We start from the raw sequence: 20,427 nt of genomic DNA, 5'->3' as shown, positions 1-20,427 counted from the left end.
CAAGAATTGCTTTAGCAATTCTTGCAAAGCAAAGCGCTGGCTTTGCTTTTGGTGAAGTGGGGCTGTCTGCTTTATTCGCTAGAATGAAAAATATATTTATATGGAATTACTGTGTTCTATGACGGGAATTGTTTGACATGAATATATCCGTAGGCATATAATAAAAAGTGCGAGTAAGATGCGGCGAGACATAGAAATACTTGCGTAGGCGGTATTTTGATATACGTTTTATGTGTAAACCGGGTGACCGGCATTGTGTATATATTTTCTCGTTGTAATAAAATCAAAGTATAGAGAGGTACATAATATGATAGCAAAAAAGATGGTGAAATTTGTTGAGGGAAGCTCGGTTACAAGAGCAATGTTTGAGGAAGGGAAGAAGATGGCGGTTGAGTTTGGCGCAGAGAACGTCTATGATTTCAGTCTTGGAAACCCAAGCGTAGAGCCTCCAAAACAGGTTAAAGAAGCCATTATTGAGACATTGAATGAGGATGCACCGAATTTCGTGCATGGTTATATGAACAACTCCGGATACGAGGAAGTGCGCGAGAGAATTGCACAGTCCTTAAATCGCCGCTTTGACACAAAGTTTTCTCAGAATAATATCATTATGACAGTAGGTGCTGCAGGTGGTCTTAATGTTGCGCTTAAAACATTGTTAGATCCGGGCGATGAAGTAATCGCATTTGCACCATATTTTGGAGAATATAATAATTATGTAGCTAACTTTGACGGTGTAATGGTAGTTGTACCGGCAGATGTACCTTCTTTTCAGCTCGATCTTGAGACGTTTGCAAAGAAGATCACGGCAAAGACGAAAGCAGTGATAGTCAATAATCCGAACAATCCTACCGGTGTAGTATATTCAGAAGAAACGATTCAGAAATTGGCAGCAGTATTGGAGGAGAAGCAAAAAGAGTTCGGAACGCAGATTTACCTTATTGCAGATGAACCATACCGTGAGCTTGCTTATGATGGCGTAGAAGTGCCATATCTGACGAAGTATTATCGTAATACAATTGTAGGATATTCTTATAGTAAATCTCTGTCTCTTCCGGGTGAGCGTATTGGTTACCTTGTGATTCCGGATGAGGTGGATGATTTTGAAAATGTTATTTGTGCAGCAAATGTTGCGAATCGTATTTTAGGATTTGTAAATGCACCATCTTTGATGCAGCTTGCGGTATCAAAATGTCTGGATGCGACAACGGATGTTGCAGCCTATGATGCCAACCGAAAGCTGCTTTACAATGCTCTGACAGAGTATGGCTTTGAGTGTGCTAAACCGGAAGGGGCTTTTTATCTTTGGGTTAAGGCTAAGGAAGATGATAAGGCATTTGTTGCCAAAGGAAAAGAGTTCCATATTTTAATGGTTCCGGGAAGTGCATTTATGTGTCCTGGCTATGTGCGGATTGCTTATTGCGTGGATCATGCGATGATCGAGCGCTCACTCCCGGCATTTAAGAAGCTGGCTGAGTGTTATCAGTAAATAAGCGTAACAATTCCAAGTGGACGACAGAAATAGACGGAAAAGAGGTACGACATGAGTAGATTGGAAGATAATTTTCGCAAAGTAGAGCCGTATGTTCCGGGCGAACAGCCTAATTTGCCGGATATGGTTAAGTTGAATACTAACGAAAATCCATATCCGCCATCACCAAAGGTGGCAGAAGCACTGCAGAAGTTTGAACTCGACAGCTTGAGATTATATCCGGATCCGGCATCGACAGACTTAGTCAATGCGCTGGCAGAAAAATATCATGTGCAGGCAGATCAGGTGTATACAGGAGTAGGATCCGATGATGTACTTGCTATTGCGTTTTTGACATTTTTTAATTCGGGTAAACCGATTTTGTTCCCGGATATTACATATTCGTTCTATGATGTATGGGCAGAATTATTTCAAGTTCCTTATGAGCGTCCGGCTTTGGACGATGCCTTTGCACTTCGATTGGAAGATTATCAGTGCGAAAATGGCGGTATCGTGATAGCCAATCCAAATGCACCGACGGGTATTCGTCAGAGTGAGGAGTTTTTGCGCGCAATCATCGAAGCTAATCCGAATGTTGTTGTTATAATTGATGAGGCATATGCAGATTTTAGCGGTTATACAGCACTTCCGCTGGTGGACGAGTATGAAAATGTTGTGGTAGTACAAACGTTTTCAAAATCTCGCTCTATGGCAGGAATGCGTATTGGTCATGCAATCGGTAATGCGAAATTGATCAAGGCAATGAACGACGTTCGATATTCGTTTAACAGTTATCCGATGACTCGTTTATCCGTAGCACTTGGCGTTGCTGCGTTATCAGATCAGGATTATTTTGAGGAGACTACAGCGAAGATTGTTGCAACACGAGAGCGCACCAAACAAGCACTTACGGAGCTTGGTTTTACGTTTGGAGATTCGATGACGAATTTCATTTTTGCGACCCATAAAACCGTTCCGGCTACACATTTGTTTGAAGAATTGCGCAAGCAGCACATTTTTGTCAGACATTTTTCCAGTCCGCGCATTGACAATTATCTGCGAATATCCATTGGAACGGATGCGGAAATGGATCGTTTTTTGGCAGCGGTACAGGAAATTATTGCTCAGTGGGATAAATAAGGAGCATGAGGTTTTTGGCTTGGTATACTGTTGAAGAACATAAGTTGGCGCTGATGGCATAACGCTCATAAAGCAAAGCATAAGTTGGCGTTGACAGAAGCAGAGGATAGTGATATTCTCATATATATAAAAAAGATAGAGGTCGCACTCTTCATGAGTAGGATTTCGGATGCGTCAGGCGCAGTAGATGAGATCAGAAAGGGAACAGTGCCGAAAGAAGGCTTGTCCTGCAGCAAGATTTCTTGGGCATGGCGTGAATAACGACATGACTGTCATCAAGAGGATGGAGAGCTATCGGTTTGAAGAGATACTTCAAAGAGGTGATACATCCTGTGTATCACCTCTTTTTGAATAGCTGGGTAACTCGAATTTCCCGTAAAATGGCATTTGCAAAAGGTAACTGTGAGTGCATGGGTGGGAAAATGCTCAAACGACAACCAATATCTAAAAATCAGAACCCCGATTTGGGAATAGCGAAAGCGGAATGGAGGAAATTATGTCAATTTTTACAGGAGCAGGCGTGGCTTTGGTCACACCAATGAAAGAGAACTTGGAGGTAAACTACGACAAACTAGATGAGATTTTGGAGTGGCAGATTGCAGAGGGAACGGATGCGATTATTATTTGTGGAACGACCGGAGAGTCTGCAACTTTATCTGAAGAAGAGCATGCAAATGTGATTCGTTTTGCGATTGAGCGTGTAAATCACCGTATTCCGGTCATTGCCGGCACCGGTTCTAACTGCACGGCAACAGCAGTACAGCTTAGCAAAGAAGCTTCTGAGGCAGGAGCAGAGGGTGTGCTTGTTGTAACTCCGTATTATAATAAGGCAACGCAGAATGGTTTGATTGCACATTATAAAAAGATTGCGTCAGAGATCACGGCACCGATCATTTTATACAATGTACCAAGCCGTACCGGTTGCGGAATGACACCACAGACCATCGCTACACTTATTAAAGATGTAGACAATATTGCAGGTGTGAAAGAAGCTTCCGGTAACATCAGCACTGTAGCGCAAATTCTGCATCTGTGTGATGGTAATGTGGATCTGTATTCCGGAAATGATGATCAGACAATTCCGATGCTTTCTTTGGGAGCAAAAGGCGTGATTTCTGTGTTGTCAAATGTCGCACCGAAGTATACACATGAGATGGTTATGAATTATTTAAATGGAAATGTGAAGCAGAGTGCCAAGATGCAGCTTGATGCACTTCCGTTATGTGATGCATTGTTCTGTGAAGTAAATCCGATCCCGGTAAAAGCTGCTATGAATATGATGGGTAAAAACGTTGGTTCATTACGCGCGCCTTTGACAGAGATGGAAGATGCTAACAAGGAGATCTTAAAGAGAGAAATGGCAGCGATGCACTTGATTTAAGGTGTCTCGCTCGAATTACTTTAGAATGATCTGGGGTTTAAAAAGGAGTCGGCCTGTGGCAGAGGGAGCTACCACAGGCCCAATGAAAAAAATGAAAAAGAATCTATCTCAAACATAAGTCAGTCGGCTAGTTTGGTAGAAATCAAATGCTTCTTTTGATTTCACTGCTTTTCTTGAAATCTGTTCTCTTTGATTTCTATGTATACATAATAGCATGCAAATGTGGACAGAATTTGTCCATATTCTAAAAAAAATCTTAATTTTCAAAACGATTTGTAAAAAAACGCTCAAACCTTGCGGTCTAAGCGTTTTAAGGAAATTTGTTGTTGCTTTTCTCGATTTTATGCTTTAATTAGCGCTGTCCATATTTTTCCAAAATGGCATTAATACGTTCTGCAGGGTTTAATAAACCGCTAATGGATTGATCGTGATTTAAGGTGTCGATCAATAAGGCGATATACTTGCTCATGTCTACGCTGACATAATAGTCTCTAGACAAAACTTCTTCCGGCTGATATACAAGGTTTGTTGTGAGAACCTTATCGATCAAGCCTTTTTCATGTGCTTCATCAAATTTGGACATGCCGTTTGTAAACAGACCAAACGTTGCAGCAACAAAAATACGATTTGCTTTGCGCTGCTTTAACTGTGTTGCAACATCGATCATGCTTTCGCCCGAGGAAATCATATCATCGACGATGATAACATCTTTGCCCTGCAGGTCAGAGCCGAGGAACTCATGGGCAATGATCGGATTGCGTCCGTCAACAATGCGGCTGTAATCGCGACGTTTATAAAACATACCCATATCGATACCAAGAACGTTTGCGTAATATACAGCACGTCCCATAGCACCTTCATCCGGGCTGATCACCATCAAATGATCTGCATCAACCTTAAGGTCCGGCACGTTCTTCAGAAGTGCTTTGATGAATTGATACGTAGGCTGAACGGTTTCGAAACTATTCAAAGGAATTGCGTTTTGAACGCGAGGATCATGTGCATCAAAGGTGATAATACTTTCAACGCCCATTTGTGTTAATTCGTGCAATGCCATTGCGCAGTCTAAGGATTCACGTGCGCTGCGGCGGTGTTGTCTGCTTTCATATAAGAAAGGCATAATCACAGTGATGCGGCGTGCCTTGCCGCCAACTGCAGCGATGATACGCTTAAGATCCTGGTAATGATCATCCGGCGACATGTGATTTGTGTGTCCACAAACGGTATAAGTTAAGCTGTAATTGCAGACATCAACTAATAAATACAAATCATCTCCACGCACGGATTCATTGATAATACCTTTCGCTTCGCCGGAACCAAAACGCGGGCAGGCGGAATCAATCAAGAAAGAATCACGGTTGTATCCTGCAAAGGTAGATGCGGTAGCATTTTGTGCAGCGCGGTCCTTTCGCCAGTCAACGATATAATCGTTCACTCGTTTGCCCATGTCATGGCTGCTCTCCAGCGCCAAGATACCAAGGGTACCAACAGGAAGTGTGTCTGCTAACTTGTCATGTCGTTTCATAGTAAAATGTCCTCCGTATGAATTTATATAATTGTTATCATGTTATTTGGCAGTTAATCTAGCCTTCTGACGTATATCATCTCCAATTATTAAAAAGAAATGATAAAAACCGATAAAACGTGAGAAAATACGCTCGCTGTATCGGTCACGTAATTCCTGAAACGATAAATTGGTCGAGATGATGGTTGACTTACGGTTGATATGGCGCTCCTCAATAAAATAATACAGCTGAGAAGACGTAAAGCCATTGACCAGTTCTGCCCCCAGATCATCTATAATGAGCAAATCACTTTGCAGCATATATGCAATTTGTTCGTTTGAAGTGGAAATATCCTCATGACGGAACTTATTCCTCTCTAAAATATCAAAAAGCTGCAATGAAGTCAAGTAAAGCACCGTGTGAGATGTATCCAAAAGTTTCTTGGCGATACAGTGTGTCAGAAAGGTTTTGCCGACGCCTGTAGAACCATAGAATATCAGGTTGTCATAGGAATCATCAAAGTGCTTGATATAGTCTAGACAGACCGTTTTTACCTTGCGAATATTTTGGCGGGCTGTTAGAGAAAGATTTTCATTGACGATGGTGTCATCGTAGTAACTATCATCAAAGGTGTCAAAATTCTCATGATTCAGAATGTCCATAAGATTTGAACTTTCATAAAGAGCCTTGATCTCAGCGTTTTTAAGGCAGTGACAAGGTTCGTTGTTCTGATAGCCGGTGTCTTTGCAGTCCGGACAGGTATAAATGCTTTGCAGATAATCTTCCGGATAGCCGTGATGTAACAGCAGCGCCTTTTTGCGGGACAGCAATGCTTCGCGTTTTGCGCTGTATTCAGCTTCGCTCTTTGGGTCCGGTTCGGTCTGAAACAATTCTTTGCGCGCCTGCGTCAGTGATAAGTCCATAATATCGTGTTGGATCTGTTCTAATTCCGGAATTTCAGCAAAAAGTGTTTCGTACCGCTTATCCAGTATGCGCTGATTGTTCATTCGCGTCTGATCATATTGAAACATGATATCGCGATATTGTGTGTTGGATATTCCCATGGCGTCTCCTCCTGGTTGCTGCGTGATGGTATGTGCTGCGGTCTGTCATCAGATCGTACTATTGCATAAGTAATTTGCGCTCCAATTCCTGTAATTCCTCGCTGCTGACATCCCGTTGCTTGAAATTTTGGAATTGATTGCGCGGTGGTTGTTTACCGGATGTGGAAGGTTTCTTCTTTTCTTTTTGTTCTTTGGTCTGTGCATAGTGCAGGTCTGATTGTTCTACACCTTGTAATGTGCGAACATTTTGCTCATTCCAATGAGATAAAATCCCTTCGGTGTATTTGAAGTCTGCGTGGTGCAGCTTAAGCACAGTGCGGTTGCAGGCCTCTAAGATCACACTAAGATCCATATTCCAGTCATTTTGCCAATGATCCACATATTTTTTTTCGATTTCTGCAAGACCGCGACCAAGTCCTAAAGCCTTGGAAACAGCATTGTAGGAAGCCAGATATCGTACAGAAGCATTCTGTGCCTGTTCCGGCGTTTTGATCCCCTGCTCGTGCCATGACAGGGCGACTGTCTGAATGTAATTGCAGGCGGTCTTTCCCATAGAAATGCAGTAGTCGTAGAGATGCAGGATCAGTTCTCTGGAAAAATGCAGTGTACCATACAAATAGGTAATAAGCTGTATTTCGGTTGGTTTCATTGGGCGTTCAAGGTAGCTTTCGACAACATTGCATACCCATACGAAATCCTCGTTGGCGGACAATTCTTGAATCTGTTCCGGAGAAACTTGAATTGGTTTCACGGCAGAGGAATTCTTCTCCTGCGCGGAATTGCTTGCTCTATGAACATCGGAATTGACATTAGAAGGAGCGTCGGTTCCGGATGATTCATAAGTTGGTGTATTCGCTGCGTCGGTTTCTGAGAAATCAGAATTGCGTCTATCGAGCACACCGGTTTCTGAGAAATCAGAATTGCGTCTATCGAGCGCACCGGTTTCTGAGAGATCAGAATTGCGTCTATCGAGCGCACCGGTTTCTGAGAAATCAGAATTGCGTCTATCGAGCGCACCGGTTTCTGAGAGATCAGAATCTACGCCTAGCGATGCAGCAGATTCTTTTGCGGTGTTTTCATAAGTGTCGAAATCACGTTCCGCAAAGGGGATCAGCATTTCGAGTCCTAAAATCTCTCCGGTTGCTTTGTCGCGGCTTAAGGACATAAGCCCCTTTTTCTCCCAGTACATTAACGCCCGCAAAATATCTTTTTCTGTATTTTCTAATTGATCCGCAAGAGAGGAAATGGAAAAATTACTTTCCTTTGCCTGCAGACATTTCGCAATGTAGAGATACACCTTAACGTAACTGCCGTTGGCAGCTGGCATATAATCTTCAATAAAGCTGTTATATATCGTTGTGATCGGCGGTATATGGTTAGTACAAAGTAATATATGATCCATTGCAGCCTCCGTATATGTAAAGTAAATTACACGTTATATTTCCGTGCGAATTGTATTTTAACACAGTTTCTTTGGAAAGAAAATAGCACACAAATACACATTCAAGCTGTGGACTAAATTGTGGATAATGTGGATAACTCGTATCAAAATGATCAAGATTGCGGATTTTCAGCATTTATCTGCTGTTAATTGTGTAAAAAATATCCACAACGGATTGTGCAGAGATATGCACAGTCACATTGTGGATAATGTGGATAACTATTCTTTGACCAGGTCTTCGCCAACAGTTACTATATTTCCGGCACCCATAGTTATTAACAAGTCACCGTCGATACAATTTTCCAATAAAAATTTTTTGATCTGTTCAAAATCCGGGAAGTAATAAGCATCTTTGCCTAATTTCTTCATTTCTTCCTGTAGAGTTTTAGAAGAAATATCACCGGGATCAGCCTCTCTGGCGGCATATATGTCTGCAAGCACAACATTATCTGCGAGGGATAGCGCCTCTGCAAATTCATGCAGCAATGCTCGGGTACGGCTGTATGTATGTGGCTGGAATACGCACCAAAGACGCTTATGTGGAAACTTGGCAGCAGCCTGCAGCGTTGCTTTGATCTCCGTAGGATGATGCGCATAATCATCGACCACGGTGACTCCGTGGAACGATCCTTTTTGTTCGAAACGACGTTCCGTGCCGTGGAAGGCGAGGAGTCCCTCTTGGATCGTCTCCATAGGAATATCATAATATTCTGCAGTGGCGATGGCTGATAAAGCGTTGGCTACGTTGTGTCTTCCGATTACTGACAAACGAACGCGGATGCCGGTTTCTTTGCCGAATCGAACTAATTCAAAAGAACCGCAGCCATCTTCGCCGAATGTAATATCCTTTGCTTCGTAATCTGCAGGATTTTCCAAGCCGAATGTAATGATCCGGCAGTCTAGATCGTTTGTGATCGCATCAAGCTTTTCGATATCGGAGTTGATGATCAGTACACCGTCATTTGGCAAGAGCTTTGCAAAGCGGTGAAAAGAGTGGCGAATGTCATCCAGGTCCTTAAAAAAGTCTAGGTGATCTGCATCAATATTCAAAATAATACCTGCCGTTGGATGGAATTTCAGAAAGCTATTGGTGTATTCGCAGGCTTCGGTGATGAAATTCTCGGAATGGCCGACACGGATATTGCCGTGGATCGCATCCAAGATACCGCCAACGGAGATTGTTGGATCTTTCTTAGCTGCCAAGAAAATATGGGTCAGCATAGAAGTTGTTGTTGTTTTGCCGTGTGTACCGGAAACGCCAATGGCATTCGTATAATTTTTCATAACCTGTCCAACCATTTCGGCGCGCTCCATCATAGGAAGTCCCATCTCTTTGGCAGCGCGAAATTCGGGATTGTCCGGATGAATAGCGGCAGTGTATACGACAAAGTCAATGTCGGAAGTAATGTTATTGCTTTTTTGACCATACAATACTTCCACTCCTAAGGATTGTAAATGCTCTGTAATTTTGCTGCGGTTTGCGTCGGAGCCCTTTACGGTAAAGCCGGCATCGTGTAACAGCTCAGCAAAACCGCTCATGCTGATGCCTCCGATGCCTATAAAATATGCAGTACATGGTTTGGTTAATTGAATTTGATACATAATTCCCTCCATATAAAAGCCGTCCAAAAGTGGGGCGGCATATTTTGTAAAATTGGCCTGCCTGCAAGAAATGTGCTCCAGCGAACCAATCCTTGTGTCAGTCTTTTCTATTATTATAGAACACAAATGCAAAAAAGCAAATTAAATAGTGTTTACAGTTTAGAAATAATTTGTTAAAAATTGGAACAAAGCTGGTGGACAATGTAAAAAACTCGTCAAATAAGGGTTTTTTATGCAAAAAATTGTATGAAATGTATAAAAAATATCAATTTTCAAAAGAAAATTTATGAAATTTGTTCACATTTTACAGTGGTTGTGATATACTTAAATCATTAAGAAATACATAGTAAGGGGTGATTGCGTGATTAAGAAAGAAATGATAGCAATGTTACTGGCAGGTGGACAGGGATCCAGGTTGGGGGTTCTGACTGCTGATGTTGCTAAACCAGCGGTAGCGTTTGGTGGGAAGTACCGTATTATCGATTTTCCATTGAGCAATTGCATTAATTCGGGAGTAGATACAGTCGGCGTGCTGACACAGTACCAGCCGCTACGCCTGAACACACACATTGGAATTGGTATTCCGTGGGATTTGGATCGTAATGTAGGTGGCGTTTCTATTTTGCCACCATATGAGAAGAGTACCAGTAGTGAGTGGTATACAGGTACAGCGAATGCTATATATCAGAATTTGCGATATATGGAATATTACAACCCGGACTATGTGCTGATTTTGGGTGGCGACCATATTTACAAAATGGATTATGAAGTGATGCTTGATTTCCACAAAGCAAACAAGGCAGATGTAACGCTTGCAACGATTCCGGTTCCGATGGAAGAGGCTAGTCGTTTTGGCGTTGTTATCACAGATGAGAATAAGCAGATTCAGGAATTTGAGGAGAAACCGGAGCATCCTCGCAGCAACCTTGCTTCGATGGGTATCTATATTTTCTCTTGGCCGGTGCTTCGTGAAGCGTTGATCAAGTTAAAGGATCAGCCGGCTTGTGACTTTGGTAAACACATTATTCCATATTGCCATGAGAAAGGTGATCGTATTTTTGCATACGAGTACAATGGCTATTGGAAAGATGTTGGAACACTTGGCTCATATTGGGAGTCAAACATGGAGTTGATCGATCTCATTCCAGTCTTTAATTTATATGAAGAATTTTGGAAGATCTATACGAAGAGTGATCGTATTCCGCCGCAGTATATCGCAGAGGATGCTATCGTTGATAAGGCGATCATTGGTGAAGCATCAGAGATATATGGAGAAGTACATAGCTCTGTTATCGGTTCGGGTGTTACGATCGAGCCGGGCGCGATTGTGCGGGATTCTATCATTATGAGTTCTACTACGATCAAAGCAGGAACGGTAGTCGATAAGTCGATTATCGCCGAGAATGTAACTGTTGGCAAAGATTGTAAGCTTGGTGTCGGAGAGGAGCTGCCAAATAAGGTTAAACCGGATGTGTATGCATTTGGCCTTGTAACCATTGGCGAAGACAGTGTGATTCCGGATGGCGTACAGATCGGCAAAAATACGGCGATCAAAGGCGTTACGGAACCATCAGATTATCCGGACGGAGTTCTTGCAGGCGGTGAAACTTTGATTAAGGTAGGTGACAGATAATGAGAGCGATTGGAATAGTATTAGCAGGTGGTAATAATAGCAGAATGCGTGAATTGTCCAATAAACGTGCAACGGCAGCGATGCCGATCGCGGGAGGGTTTCGCAGCATAGATTTTGTACTGAGCAACATGAGTAACTCTCACATTCAGAAAGTTGCGGTTTTTACGCAATATAATGCAAAGTCGCTGAATGAACATTTGAATTCTTCAAAATGGTGGGATTTCGGAAGAAAGCAGGGCGGTCTGTATGTATTCACGCCGACAACGACGCCGGAAAATAGTTACTGGTATCGTGGAACGCTGGATGCGATGGCACAGAACCTGAGTTTCCTGAAGAACAGCCATGAGCCATACGTTGTGATCGCTTCGGGCGATGGCGTATATAAGCTGGATTACAATAAAGTGTTGGAGTTCCATATTGCAAAAAAAGCAGATTTTACTGTTGTAACTGCAGATGTAACCGACAAAGATGATCCAAGCCGCTTTGGTGTGCTCCGTGTTGACGGTGACGGCAGGATCACGGATTTTGAGGAGAAACCGATCAATGCCGAAACGTCCACTGTTTCGACCGGTGTATATATTGTGCGTCGTCGTATGTTGATCGAGCTGATCGAGAAATCTATGCAGGAAGAACGTTATGACTTTGTAAAGGATATATTGATCCGTTATAAGAATGTAAAGAAGATATATGCATATCCAATGGATTCCTACTGGAGCAACATTTCTTCGGTAGATTCTTATTACAACACGAATATGGATTTCCTGAACAAAGATATTAGGGATTATTTCTTCCGTCAATATCCGGACATTTATTCGAAAGTTGAGGATCTTCCTCCGGCTAAATATAATGTCGGATCAAATGTGAAGAACAGTTTGGTTTCCAGTGGATGTATCATTAATGGAACTGTTGAAAATTCCATTTTGTTCAAGGAAGTATATATTGGAAATAATTGCACCATCAAAAATTCGATCATCCTTAATGATGTTTACATTGGTGATAATACACATATTGAGAATTGCATCGTTGAAAGCAGAGATACGATTCGTGCCAATACAAATTATACATCAGAGGATGGTAAGATTCGCATTGTAGTTGAGAAGAATGAGAGATACGCACTGTAGAAAGGGGAATTCTTTTCAAGAAATAGGGGAATAGTAAAGATGTGATGATGCACAGAAAAATAACCAAAGGAGGTTACAGGGAGTGCAGATAACAGATGTTAGGATACGCAAGATTACGAAAGAAGGTAAGATGCGGGCCGTGGTATCGATCACTTTGGACAATGAATTTGTTGTACATGACATTAAAGTCATTGAAGGTGAGAAAGGATTGTTTATTGCCATGCCGAGCCGTCGATCTGGCGATGGAGAATTTCGCGATGTAGCGCATCCAATCAACCGGGAAACGCGTGAGCGTTTTCAGGCGATTGTTTTAGAACGATATGAGAGGTTTATGGAGGAGTCTGCTGATGAGGAGGAGACTTCCGAAGTGTGATGAGGATTGCACGCAATCAAACTAACATAACCGCCCTGGTAGTGAGCTGAATGCTTGCTGCCGGGGCGGTGCTTTTTTAAAATCACGATTTATATTTATATTGAGTGCTTTTGACATGTTCATATGCGCAAAGTGAAATGAAAAAACAGACAAAAAAGATTTTGTCGATGTTTCTGGCGGTTGCAATGGTATTGGGACTTACAGGCAACATTCAGGGAACAAAGGAAGGGGCAGCAGAGGAAGCTTGAAGTGACATTTACGATCGATGGAATTGAGTGGGGCACACTGATTGTGAAACCGACCGAAACGCCAAAGGTAACGTCGACCGTAAAGCCGGGTCTCTCACAGATCGGTTTTTTTCTATATTATAATAAGAAGAAACACAAATTGAAAAGATTCTCTGCCTTTCAAAATGTCTGCAACAGAGCATTTTGTTTCGCTTGAAACTGTGCTTGAGAAAAAATTAAAAAAATGTAAAAAAATGCTTGCAAACCCTTGAAAAATATAGTATAGTAATAAATGCTGTGACATGATAGCGTAGAAGCGTGAGGTTGCTCTTACCTGGTAACGGATAAGAGGTTTTCCGTGGAGCGAATGTCAAGTTGAGAATTGGCGACAAGTCACTGTACGAAAATCCAATATTCTGTAGAGCATATTTGTAAGAATATGCCCGGAAAACACGGGAAGAGTTCTGTATAATTTGTAAACCGACAGGACACACCCGGATGAGTGTACAGTCACCACTTGTTGCGCTGAAACAGGCGGGCATGGCGAAGAGCCAAGATCAGTAATGTCCGTGAAAGTGCGAAAAGGAGGCGGCTTTTTTTATGGCAACAAAGGTAATGAGAATTACACTTAAGGCGTATGACCACAATCAGATCGATCATGCAGCTGGTAAAATTATTGATACGGTAAAGAAGACAGGAGCTAAGGTTAGCGGTCCGGTACCTCTTCCAACTAAGAAGGAAGTAGTAACAATTCTTCGTGCCGTTCATAAGTACAAAGATTCCAGAGAGCAGTTCGAGCAGAGAACTCATAAGAGACTGATTGACGTTATTGCTCCAACCCAGAAGACGGTTGAGGCGCTGACAAAGATGGAAATGCCATCTGGCGTAGCAGTTAAATTGGTCATGAAAGAGAAATAATTTCTCTTTATGAAATAGTAAGATCCTTAGGGTTTATATAAAGACGACAGCAAAGAGGTGATGCCTTGGAGCGTCATTAAGTTTTTGGTTTACAAACTTCCAACTTATAGACCATCTAGGATGAATGCAGGCGAAGCGATTGCTTGGTGATGCATTCCGCTGTAGATTGACAGGAGGTGCAACATTATGAAGAAAGCTATTTTAGCTACGAAGGTCGGAATGACACAGATCTTCAACGAGAACGGAGTATTAACTCCGGTTACTGTACTTCAGGCTGGTCCTTGCTATGTTACACAGGTAAAGACAGTTGATAATGATGGGTACAGTGCAGTGCAGGTAGGATTTGTTGATAAGAAAGACAAAGTTATCACGAAGGATGCTACAGGCAAGAAAGAGGTCAAGAGAACTCACGGCGTAAACAAGCCATTACAGGGACATTTTGCAAAAGCAGGTGTATCCGGTAAGAGATATCTGAAAGAATTCAAGTTTGAGAACGCAGAAGAGTACACACTTGGTCAGGAAATTAAAGCTGACATCTTTGAAGCAGGTGACAAGATCGATGCAACCGGAACAACAAAGGGTAAAGGTTTCCAGGGCGCAATCAAGAGACACGGACTGCACAGAGGACCTATGGGACATGGTTCTAAGTTCCACAGACATGCTGGTTCTAACGGTGCTTGTTCTGATCCTAGCCGTGTATTCAAAGGCAAGAAGATGCCTGGTCAGATGGGTGGCGTACAGAGAACAATCCAGAATCTTGAGATCGTCAGAGTTGACGCAGATCAGAATCTGATCCTTGTTAAGGGCGCTGTTCCGGGACCAAAGAAGGCTTGTGTAGTAATTAAGGAAAGCGTTAAGACGAAATAATTCTTTTGGAAAGGAGGAACACACAGATGGCTAACGTATCTGTTTATAATATGGAAGGCAGCGAAGTTGAGAAGATGGACTTAAACGACAACGTATTCGCTGTTGAGGTTAATGAGCATTTAATGCATATGGCTGTTGTATTACAGCTTGCAAATAAGCGTCAGGGTACACAGAAGGCTAAAACCCGTTCTGAAGTAAGTGGCGGTGGAAGAAAACCTTGGAGACAGAAAGGAACTGGTCATGCAAGACAGGGATCTATCCGCGCTCCACAGTGGACAGGCGGTGGAATTGTATTTGCTCCAACGCCAAGAGATTACTCCTTCAAGATGAACAGAAAGGAGAAGGCTGGTGCAATTAAGTCTGCACTGACCTCTAGAGTAAACGAAGAGAAATTCGTTGTACTTGATTCTCTTAAGTTTGATGAGATCAAAACAAAGAAAATGGTTAGCGTTTTGGATGCTCTGAAAGTAAAGAAAGCATTGGTTGTATTAGACGGTGACAACGAGAACGTAGCAAAGTCTGCGAAGAATATTGCAGGTGTACGTGCTGTAGCAGTAAATGCGATCAACGTATACGATATTTTGAAATATGAGACAGTCATCATTACAAAAGCGGCTGTATCTAAGATTGAGGAGGTGTACGCATAATGGCAGATTTGAAGTATTATGATATTATCCAGAAGCCGATCATCACAGAGAAATCTATGACAGCTATGGAAGAGAAGAAGTACACATTCGCAGTACACCCTGAGGCAACAAAGAGCCAGATTAAAGAAGCTGTTGAGAAGCTTTTTGAGGGAGCTAAGGTTGCTAAGGTAAACACAATGAACCTTGACGGTAAGACACGTCGTCGTGGTAGAACAGCCGGCAAGACTGCTAAGACTAAGAAAGCAATCGTTAAGCTGACTGAGGACTCTAAAGACATCGAGATCTTCGAGGGTCTGTAAAATCAAATCGTGTAAATCCTGTAAGGAAAACCTATCTTACAGGTCATATTGATAAAGGATATGAGAAAGGAGAACAAAAATGGGAATTAAGACATTTAACCCATATACCCCGTCTAGAAGACAGATGTCCGTTCTTGATAAGACAGAGTTGACTGCTACAAAGCCTGAGAAGTCTTTGACAGTGTCTCTTAAGAAGAACGCTGGACGTAATGCACAGGGTAAGATCACAGTAAGACATCGTGGTGGTGGTTCTAGAAGAAAATACAGAATCATCGATTTTAAGAGAAATAAGGATGGTATCCCGGCAATCGTTAAGACTGTTGAGTATGATCCAAACAGAACAGCAAATATCGCATTAGTTGCTTATGCTGATGGTGAGAAGAGATACATCTTAGCTCCAGAGGGACTTAAGGTTGGTCAGAAGATCATGAACGGCCCTGAGGCTGAGATTGCAGTTGGTAACTGCTTGCCACTGGAAAATATCCCGGTTGGTACACAGATCCACAACATCGAGCTTCATCCTGGTAAGGGTGGACAGATGGTTCGTTCCGCTGGTAACAGCGCACAGCTCATGGCTAAAGAAGGAAAGTATGCAACACTTCGTCTTCCATCTGGTGAGATGAGAATGGTTCCTATCGTATGCCGTGCTACAGTAGGTGTTATCGGAAACGGTGAGCATGCATTGGTAAACATTGGTAAAGCCGGACGTAAGCGTAACATGGGTATCAGACCTACGGTTCGTGGTTCCGTAATGAACCCTAATGACCATCCACACGGTGGTGGTGAAGGTAAGACAGGTATCGGTCGTCCAGGTCCATGCACTCCTTGGGGTAAACCTGCTCTTGGCTTGAAGACACGTAAGAAGAATAAACAGTCAAACAAGATGATCGTAAGAAGAAGAGATGGTAAGGCATTAGCAAAATAATTGCTAAGTCACCATGACTTCTATGAAGAGTTGGAATAGTCGGCACAGCCGACAGAATGGAGGATACAATGGCACGTTCATTAAAGAAAGGACCTTTCGCTGACAAGAGCCTTCTTAAGAAGGTAGATGCTCAGGTAGCATCCGGTGATACACAGGTCATCAAGACTTGGTCTCGTCGTTCCACTATTTTCCCATCATTCGTAGGATTGACATTTGCAGTACATGATGGCAGAAGACATGTACCTGTATATGTTACAGAGGATATGGTTGGACACAAACTCGGTGAGTTCGTAGCTACAAGAACTTACAGAGGCCATGGCAAAGACGAGAAGAAGGGCAAATAATAAATAGCAATAGTTTTCTTAGCAACTGCAGTGCATGCCACTAAGCGGTTGCGACAGAAAACGGTGCTTACAAAAAGAACCACCCGGCAGAGTGGGAATAATATCAGATCTGCAAATAACGAATTGCAGCAATACGCTGTAGACAATGATACAGATATTTGAAAGGAGGCTTCCATCATGGCAAAGGGACATAGATCTCAGATTAAGAGAGAGAGAAATGAGAACCAGAAAGACACCAGACCTTCCGCTAAGTTATCTTATGCAAGAATTTCCGTACAGAAGGCTTGTTACGTGTTAGATGCCATCAGAGGCAAAGATGTAGAGACAGCAATTGGTATTTTATCTTATAATCCAAGATATGCGTCAAGCGTCATTTTGAAATTATTACAGTCCGCAGTTGCAAATGCGGAGAACAACAATGGTATGAATCCAGCAGATTTATACATTGAAGAGTGTTTCGCAAACAAGGGACCGACAATGAAGAGAATTAGACCTAGAGCACAGGGTAGAGCATACCGCATCGAGAAGAGAATGAGTCATATTACCATCATTCTTAACGAGCGCTAATCCGAAAACGGTCTATGAAAGGAGATTAAAATGGGACAGAAAGTTAATCCTCATGGTTTAAGAGTCGGCGTGATCAGTGATTGGGATTCCAATTGGTTTGCAGAGGATAAGTTCGCAGACTATCTTGTAGAAGATTACAAGATCAGAGAGTTTGTAAAGAAGAAACTTTACAGCGCTGGCATCTCAAAGATTGAAATTGAGAGACCGACTGACAAGGTAAGAGTTATTATTCATACAGCAAAGCCTGGATTTGTAATTGGTAAGGGCGGCGCTGAAATCGAGAACTTAAAGAAAGAGCTTTTGAAAGTTCTTGATCGTAAAGTTGCATTAGACATCAAGATCATGGATATCAAGAATCCGGATAAACATGCACAGTTAGTTGCAGAGAATATTGCACAGCAGTTAGAGAACCGTATTTCTTTCCGTCGTGCTATGAAGTCTGCAATGAGCAGAACACTCAAGACTGGTGCAAAGGGAATCAAAGCTTCTTGCTCCGGACGTCTGGGCGGTGCTGATATGGCTCGTACAGAGTTCTACAGCGAGGGTACAATTCCTCTTCAGACACTGCGTGCCGATATCGACTATGGTTTCGCAGAGGCTGATACAACTTATGGTAAAATTGGTGTAAAGGTATGGGTATACAATGGCGAAGTACTTCCAGCCAAGAAAAATTCGAAAAAGGAAGGGAGCGATAAATAATGTTAATGCCAAAGAGAGTTAAACATCGTAAGCAGTTCCGTGGTAGAATGACAGGAAAAGCGCTCAGAGGAAACAAGATCACAAACGGTGATTTCGGTATCGTTGCTTTAGAGCCGGCATGGATCAAGTCCAACCAGATCGAGGCAGCCCGTATCGCAATGACACGTTACATCAAGCGTGGTGGTAAAGTTTGGATCAAGATTTTCCCAGATAAACCGGTAACAAAGACTCCTGCCGAGACTCGAATGGGTAAAGGTAAAGGTGCTCTTGAGTACTGGGTAGCTGTAGTTAAGCCGGGTCGTGTAATGTTCGAGATTTCCGGTGTATCCGAAGAAATAGCTAAAGAAGCACTTCGTCTTGCAACTCACAAGTTGCCGGTTAAGTGTAAAGTTGTTTCTCGCGCAGACTTAGAAGGAGGTGCGGGCAGTGAAGAGTAAAGCATTATTGGAAGATTTGAGAACAAAATCTGCTGCAGAGTTAAATGAAGATTTAGTTGCCGCTAAAAAGGAATTGTTCAATCTCAGATTCCAGAACGCAACAAATCAGCTTGATAACACAAGCAGAATTAAAGAAGTAAAGAAGAACATCGCAAGAATTCAGACCGTGCTCGCAGCACAGGACTAAGACTTGCAGATCTATAGCCAAAATTTGGAAAGGAGGACACGATCGTGGAGAGAAATCTTAGAAAGACTCGTGTAGGTAAGGTTGTAAGCGATAAGATGGATAAGACAATCGTAGTTGCAGTAGTAGATAACGTAAAGCATCCACTTTATGGCAAGATCATCAAGAGAACTTATAAATTAAAGGCTCATGATGAAGAGAATACATGTAAGATTGGTGACAGAGTAAGAGTTATGGAGACAAGACCATTGTCCAAGGACAAGAGATGGAGACTTGTTGAGGTAATCGAGAGAGCAAAATAATTTGCGGAAATATGGAGGTAATTATGGTACAGCAGGAATCAAGACTGAGAGTAGCTGATAATACAGGTGCTAAAGAACTTCTTTGTATCAGAGTTATGGGCGGTTCAACCCGCAGATATGCAGGAATCGGTGACATCATCGTTGCTTCTGTTAAAGATGCAACACCAGGCGGTGTTGTAAAGAAAGGTGATGTTGTTAAAGCAGTTGTAGTTCGTACAGTAAAGAGCATTCGTCGTCCGGACGGTTCTTACATTAAGTTCGATGAGAACGCTGCAGTTATCATTCGTGATGACAAGACACCGAGAGGAACCCGTATCTTTGGACCAGTCGCTAGAGAATTAAGAGACAAGCAGTTCATGAAAATCGTTTCATTAGCACCAGAAGTATTATAAGGGAGGTGTCAAGAGTGGCAACAAGCAAGATTAAGAAGGGTGATACCGTTCGCGTTATCACTGGTAAGGATAAAGGCAGAGAAGGCAAGGTAACAGCGGTTAAAGATGGCAAGGTTGTTATCGACGGAATCAATCAGGTTACAAAGCATACAAAGCCAAGTCAGGCAAACCCACAGGGTGGTATTGTACAGCAGGCTGCTCCAATCGATGTGTCTAACGTAATGTACGTGAGCAAAGGAAAAGCTTCCCGCGTTGGCTTCAAGATTGAAGATGGTAAAAAGGTTCGTTATGCAAAAGCAACCGGAGAAGTGATTGACTAATATCAGAAAGGAGGCAGAGACGGTGACTCGCTTAAAAGAGACTTATCTTAACGAAATCGTTGATGCAATGACCAAGAAATTTGGTTATAAAAACGTTATGCAGGTACCAAAGTTAGATAAAATCGTTATCAACATGGGTATCGGTGAGGCGAAAGAGAATTCTAAAGTTCTCGATGCCGCTATGGCTGAGCTGGAGATCATCTCCGGACAGAAGCCTGTTATTACAAGAGCAAAGAACTCCATCGCTAACTTCAAATTAAGAGAGGGAATGGCGATCGGATGTAAGGTAACCTTAAGAGGCGACAAGATGTACGAATTTTTAGATCGTCTTGTAAACTTAGCATTACCTCGTGTGCGCGACTTCCGCGGTGTAAACCCGAATGCATTTGATGGTAGAGGTAACTATGCACTTGGAATCAAGGAGCAGTTAATCTTCCCTGAAATCGAGTACGATAAGGTAGACAAGGTTAGAGGTATGGATGTAATCGTTGTTACAACTGCTGAGACCGATGAAGAAGCTCGTGAATTATTAACACAGTTCGGTATGCCGTTCAAGAAATAAGGAGGG

25 protein-coding genes and 1 riboswitch are annotated in these 20,427 nt (G+C 42.5%); of the genes, 21 read left to right on the top strand and 4 right to left on the bottom strand.

Annotation, left to right across the window (positions count from 1 at the left end):
* Positions 1-307: 307 nt before the first annotated feature.
* From DXB73_RS04990 to dapA, 3 genes are all read left to right on the top strand, one after another.
* The gene (locus tag DXB73_RS04990; protein ID WP_022025557.1) at positions 308-1,489 is read left to right on the top strand and encodes a pyridoxal phosphate-dependent aminotransferase; all 1,182 of its coding nucleotides are present in this window, start codon (positions 308-310) and stop codon (positions 1,487-1,489) included.
* Between the two features lie 54 nt (positions 1,490-1,543).
* On the top strand, positions 1,544-2,611 hold the full coding sequence (gene hisC, locus DXB73_RS04985; protein WP_118690306.1) for a histidinol-phosphate transaminase: 1,068 nt from the start codon (positions 1,544-1,546) through the stop codon (positions 2,609-2,611).
* A 128-nt stretch (positions 2,612-2,739) separates the two neighbouring features.
* Positions 2,740-2,913: riboswitch (Lysine riboswitch) on the top strand.
* A gap of 194 nt (positions 2,914-3,107) precedes the next feature.
* A complete protein-coding gene (gene dapA, locus DXB73_RS04980; RefSeq protein WP_118690305.1) occupies positions 3,108-3,992 on the top strand; it encodes a 4-hydroxy-tetrahydrodipicolinate synthase in 885 nt (294 codons plus the stop codon).
* 352 nt (positions 3,993-4,344) lie between these two features.
* Here the strand turns inward: dapA and DXB73_RS04975 are convergent, their stop codons facing one another.
* The 4 genes from DXB73_RS04975 to murC form a co-directional block, all read right to left on the bottom strand.
* Positions 4,345-5,517, bottom strand: coding sequence for a ribose-phosphate pyrophosphokinase (locus DXB73_RS04975; protein ID WP_022025554.1), 1,173 nt, complete (start codon positions 5,515-5,517; stop codon positions 4,345-4,347).
* 42 nt (positions 5,518-5,559) lie between these two features.
* Complete coding sequence (locus DXB73_RS04970) at positions 5,560-6,561, bottom strand: ATP-binding protein (protein WP_022025553.1); 1,002 nt, start codon at positions 6,559-6,561, stop codon at positions 5,560-5,562.
* Between the two features lie 58 nt (positions 6,562-6,619).
* Positions 6,620-7,963: a DnaD domain protein gene (locus DXB73_RS04965; RefSeq protein ID WP_118690304.1), complete on the bottom strand. Its 1,344-nt coding sequence runs from the start codon at positions 7,961-7,963 to the stop codon at positions 6,620-6,622.
* A 258-nt stretch (positions 7,964-8,221) separates the two neighbouring features.
* A complete protein-coding gene (murC, locus tag DXB73_RS04960; RefSeq protein ID WP_118690303.1) occupies positions 8,222-9,604 on the bottom strand; it encodes a UDP-N-acetylmuramate--L-alanine ligase in 1,383 nt (460 codons plus the stop codon).
* A 361-nt stretch (positions 9,605-9,965) separates the two neighbouring features.
* On the opposite strand from murC, the gene DXB73_RS04955 reads away from it, so the two are divergent.
* From DXB73_RS04955 to rplE, 18 genes are all read left to right on the top strand, one after another.
* On the top strand, positions 9,966-11,237 hold the full coding sequence (locus DXB73_RS04955) for a glucose-1-phosphate adenylyltransferase (RefSeq protein WP_118690302.1): 1,272 nt from the start codon (positions 9,966-9,968) through the stop codon (positions 11,235-11,237).
* Positions 11,237-12,358 carry a glucose-1-phosphate adenylyltransferase subunit GlgD gene (gene glgD / locus DXB73_RS04950; RefSeq protein WP_118690301.1) on the top strand — a complete coding sequence of 374 codons (1,122 nt, stop codon included), beginning with the start codon at positions 11,237-11,239 and terminating at the stop codon, positions 12,356-12,358. The genes DXB73_RS04955 and glgD overlap by 1 nt, the downstream gene beginning before the upstream one ends.
* Positions 12,359-12,440: 82 nt before the next feature.
* On the top strand, positions 12,441-12,731 hold the full coding sequence (spoVG, locus tag DXB73_RS04945; protein WP_022025548.1) for a septation regulator SpoVG: 291 nt from the start codon (positions 12,441-12,443) through the stop codon (positions 12,729-12,731).
* A gap of 249 nt (positions 12,732-12,980) precedes the next feature.
* The gene (locus DXB73_RS04940) at positions 12,981-13,175 is read left to right on the top strand and encodes a hypothetical protein (RefSeq protein WP_118690300.1); all 195 of its coding nucleotides are present in this window, start codon (positions 12,981-12,983) and stop codon (positions 13,173-13,175) included.
* Between the two features lie 383 nt (positions 13,176-13,558).
* Positions 13,559-13,876: a 30S ribosomal protein S10 gene (gene rpsJ / locus DXB73_RS04935; RefSeq protein ID WP_022025546.1), complete on the top strand. Its 318-nt coding sequence runs from the start codon at positions 13,559-13,561 to the stop codon at positions 13,874-13,876.
* Positions 13,877-14,062: 186 nt separating this feature from the next.
* Complete coding sequence (gene rplC / locus DXB73_RS04930; protein WP_022025545.1) at positions 14,063-14,743, top strand: 50S ribosomal protein L3; 681 nt, start codon at positions 14,063-14,065, stop codon at positions 14,741-14,743.
* A gap of 26 nt (positions 14,744-14,769) precedes the next feature.
* Positions 14,770-15,390 carry a 50S ribosomal protein L4 gene (gene rplD, locus DXB73_RS04925; protein ID WP_022025544.1) on the top strand — a complete coding sequence of 207 codons (621 nt, stop codon included), beginning with the start codon at positions 14,770-14,772 and terminating at the stop codon, positions 15,388-15,390.
* Positions 15,390-15,689: a 50S ribosomal protein L23 gene (gene rplW / locus DXB73_RS04920; protein ID WP_022025543.1), complete on the top strand. Its 300-nt coding sequence runs from the start codon at positions 15,390-15,392 to the stop codon at positions 15,687-15,689. Before rplD ends, rplW begins: the two co-directional genes overlap by 1 nt.
* Positions 15,690-15,768: 79 nt before the next feature.
* Positions 15,769-16,614 carry a 50S ribosomal protein L2 gene (rplB, locus tag DXB73_RS04915; protein ID WP_022025542.1) on the top strand — a complete coding sequence of 282 codons (846 nt, stop codon included), beginning with the start codon at positions 15,769-15,771 and terminating at the stop codon, positions 16,612-16,614.
* Positions 16,615-16,682: 68 nt separating this feature from the next.
* Positions 16,683-16,958, top strand: a complete 276-nt coding sequence (gene rpsS / locus DXB73_RS04910; RefSeq protein ID WP_022025541.1) for a 30S ribosomal protein S19 — start codon at positions 16,683-16,685, stop codon at positions 16,956-16,958.
* A 177-nt stretch (positions 16,959-17,135) separates the two neighbouring features.
* Positions 17,136-17,525: a 50S ribosomal protein L22 gene (gene rplV / locus DXB73_RS04905; protein WP_022025540.1), complete on the top strand. Its 390-nt coding sequence runs from the start codon at positions 17,136-17,138 to the stop codon at positions 17,523-17,525.
* 30 nt (positions 17,526-17,555) lie between these two features.
* On the top strand, positions 17,556-18,224 hold the full coding sequence (gene rpsC, locus DXB73_RS04900) for a 30S ribosomal protein S3 (protein ID WP_118690299.1): 669 nt from the start codon (positions 17,556-17,558) through the stop codon (positions 18,222-18,224).
* Positions 18,224-18,661, top strand: coding sequence for a 50S ribosomal protein L16 (gene rplP, locus DXB73_RS04895; protein ID WP_022025538.1), 438 nt, complete (start codon positions 18,224-18,226; stop codon positions 18,659-18,661). The genes rpsC and rplP overlap by 1 nt, the downstream gene beginning before the upstream one ends.
* Positions 18,651-18,848 carry a 50S ribosomal protein L29 gene (rpmC, locus tag DXB73_RS04890; protein WP_022025537.1) on the top strand — a complete coding sequence of 66 codons (198 nt, stop codon included), beginning with the start codon at positions 18,651-18,653 and terminating at the stop codon, positions 18,846-18,848. Before rplP ends, rpmC begins: the two co-directional genes overlap by 11 nt.
* 41 nt (positions 18,849-18,889) lie before the next feature.
* Positions 18,890-19,147, top strand: a complete 258-nt coding sequence (gene rpsQ / locus DXB73_RS04885) for a 30S ribosomal protein S17 (RefSeq protein WP_182434195.1) — start codon at positions 18,890-18,892, stop codon at positions 19,145-19,147.
* Between the two features lie 23 nt (positions 19,148-19,170).
* Positions 19,171-19,539 carry a 50S ribosomal protein L14 gene (gene rplN, locus DXB73_RS04880; protein ID WP_022025535.1) on the top strand — a complete coding sequence of 123 codons (369 nt, stop codon included), beginning with the start codon at positions 19,171-19,173 and terminating at the stop codon, positions 19,537-19,539.
* Positions 19,540-19,553: 14 nt separating this feature from the next.
* A complete protein-coding gene (gene rplX, locus DXB73_RS04875; RefSeq protein WP_022025534.1) occupies positions 19,554-19,859 on the top strand; it encodes a 50S ribosomal protein L24 in 306 nt (101 codons plus the stop codon).
* Positions 19,860-19,881: 22 nt separating this feature from the next.
* Entirely contained in the window at positions 19,882-20,421 is a 540-nt protein-coding gene (gene rplE, locus DXB73_RS04870; RefSeq protein ID WP_022025533.1) for a 50S ribosomal protein L5, read from the top strand.
* Positions 20,422-20,427 lie beyond the last annotated feature (6 nt).

Origin of the sequence: Clostridium sp. OM05-6BH (assembly GCF_003481635.1) — a bacterium.
Classification (GTDB): domain Bacteria; phylum Bacillota; class Clostridia; order Lachnospirales; family Lachnospiraceae; genus Butyribacter.
The sequence above is the reverse complement of the archived record's forward strand: the minus strand, read 5'-3'. Positions and strand labels throughout refer to the sequence as shown.

What these genes read in the sequence shown, in the direction of transcription:
- DXB73_RS04990 (WP_022025557.1), top strand. Translation starts at nt 308, where the DNA reads ATGATAGCAAAAAAGATGGTGAAATTTGTTGAGGGAAGCTCGGTTACA.
- hisC (WP_118690306.1), top strand. Translation starts at nt 1,544, where the DNA reads ATGAGTAGATTGGAAGATAATTTTCGCAAAGTAGAGCCGTATGTTCCG.
- dapA (WP_118690305.1), top strand. Translation starts at nt 3,108, where the DNA reads ATGTCAATTTTTACAGGAGCAGGCGTGGCTTTGGTCACACCAATGAAA.
- DXB73_RS04975 (WP_022025554.1), bottom strand. Translation starts at nt 5,517, where the DNA reads ATGAAACGACATGACAAGTTAGCAGACACACTTCCTGTTGGTACCCTT.
- DXB73_RS04970 (WP_022025553.1), bottom strand. Translation starts at nt 6,561, where the DNA reads ATGGGAATATCCAACACACAATATCGCGATATCATGTTTCAATATGAT.
- DXB73_RS04965 (WP_118690304.1), bottom strand. Translation starts at nt 7,963, where the DNA reads ATGGATCATATATTACTTTGTACTAACCATATACCGCCGATCACAACG.
- murC (WP_118690303.1), bottom strand. Translation starts at nt 9,604, where the DNA reads ATGTATCAAATTCAATTAACCAAACCATGTACTGCATATTTTATAGGC.
- glgD (WP_118690301.1), top strand. Translation starts at nt 11,237, where the DNA reads ATGAGAGCGATTGGAATAGTATTAGCAGGTGGTAATAATAGCAGAATG.
- rpsJ (WP_022025546.1), top strand. Translation starts at nt 13,559, where the DNA reads ATGGCAACAAAGGTAATGAGAATTACACTTAAGGCGTATGACCACAAT.
- rplC (WP_022025545.1), top strand. Translation starts at nt 14,063, where the DNA reads ATGAAGAAAGCTATTTTAGCTACGAAGGTCGGAATGACACAGATCTTC.
- rplD (WP_022025544.1), top strand. Translation starts at nt 14,770, where the DNA reads ATGGCTAACGTATCTGTTTATAATATGGAAGGCAGCGAAGTTGAGAAG.
- rplW (WP_022025543.1), top strand. Translation starts at nt 15,390, where the DNA reads ATGGCAGATTTGAAGTATTATGATATTATCCAGAAGCCGATCATCACA.
- rplB (WP_022025542.1), top strand. Translation starts at nt 15,769, where the DNA reads ATGGGAATTAAGACATTTAACCCATATACCCCGTCTAGAAGACAGATG.
- rpsS (WP_022025541.1), top strand. Translation starts at nt 16,683, where the DNA reads ATGGCACGTTCATTAAAGAAAGGACCTTTCGCTGACAAGAGCCTTCTT.
- rplV (WP_022025540.1), top strand. Translation starts at nt 17,136, where the DNA reads ATGGCAAAGGGACATAGATCTCAGATTAAGAGAGAGAGAAATGAGAAC.
- rpsC (WP_118690299.1), top strand. Translation starts at nt 17,556, where the DNA reads ATGGGACAGAAAGTTAATCCTCATGGTTTAAGAGTCGGCGTGATCAGT.
- rplP (WP_022025538.1), top strand. Translation starts at nt 18,224, where the DNA reads ATGTTAATGCCAAAGAGAGTTAAACATCGTAAGCAGTTCCGTGGTAGA.
- rplN (WP_022025535.1), top strand. Translation starts at nt 19,171, where the DNA reads ATGGTACAGCAGGAATCAAGACTGAGAGTAGCTGATAATACAGGTGCT.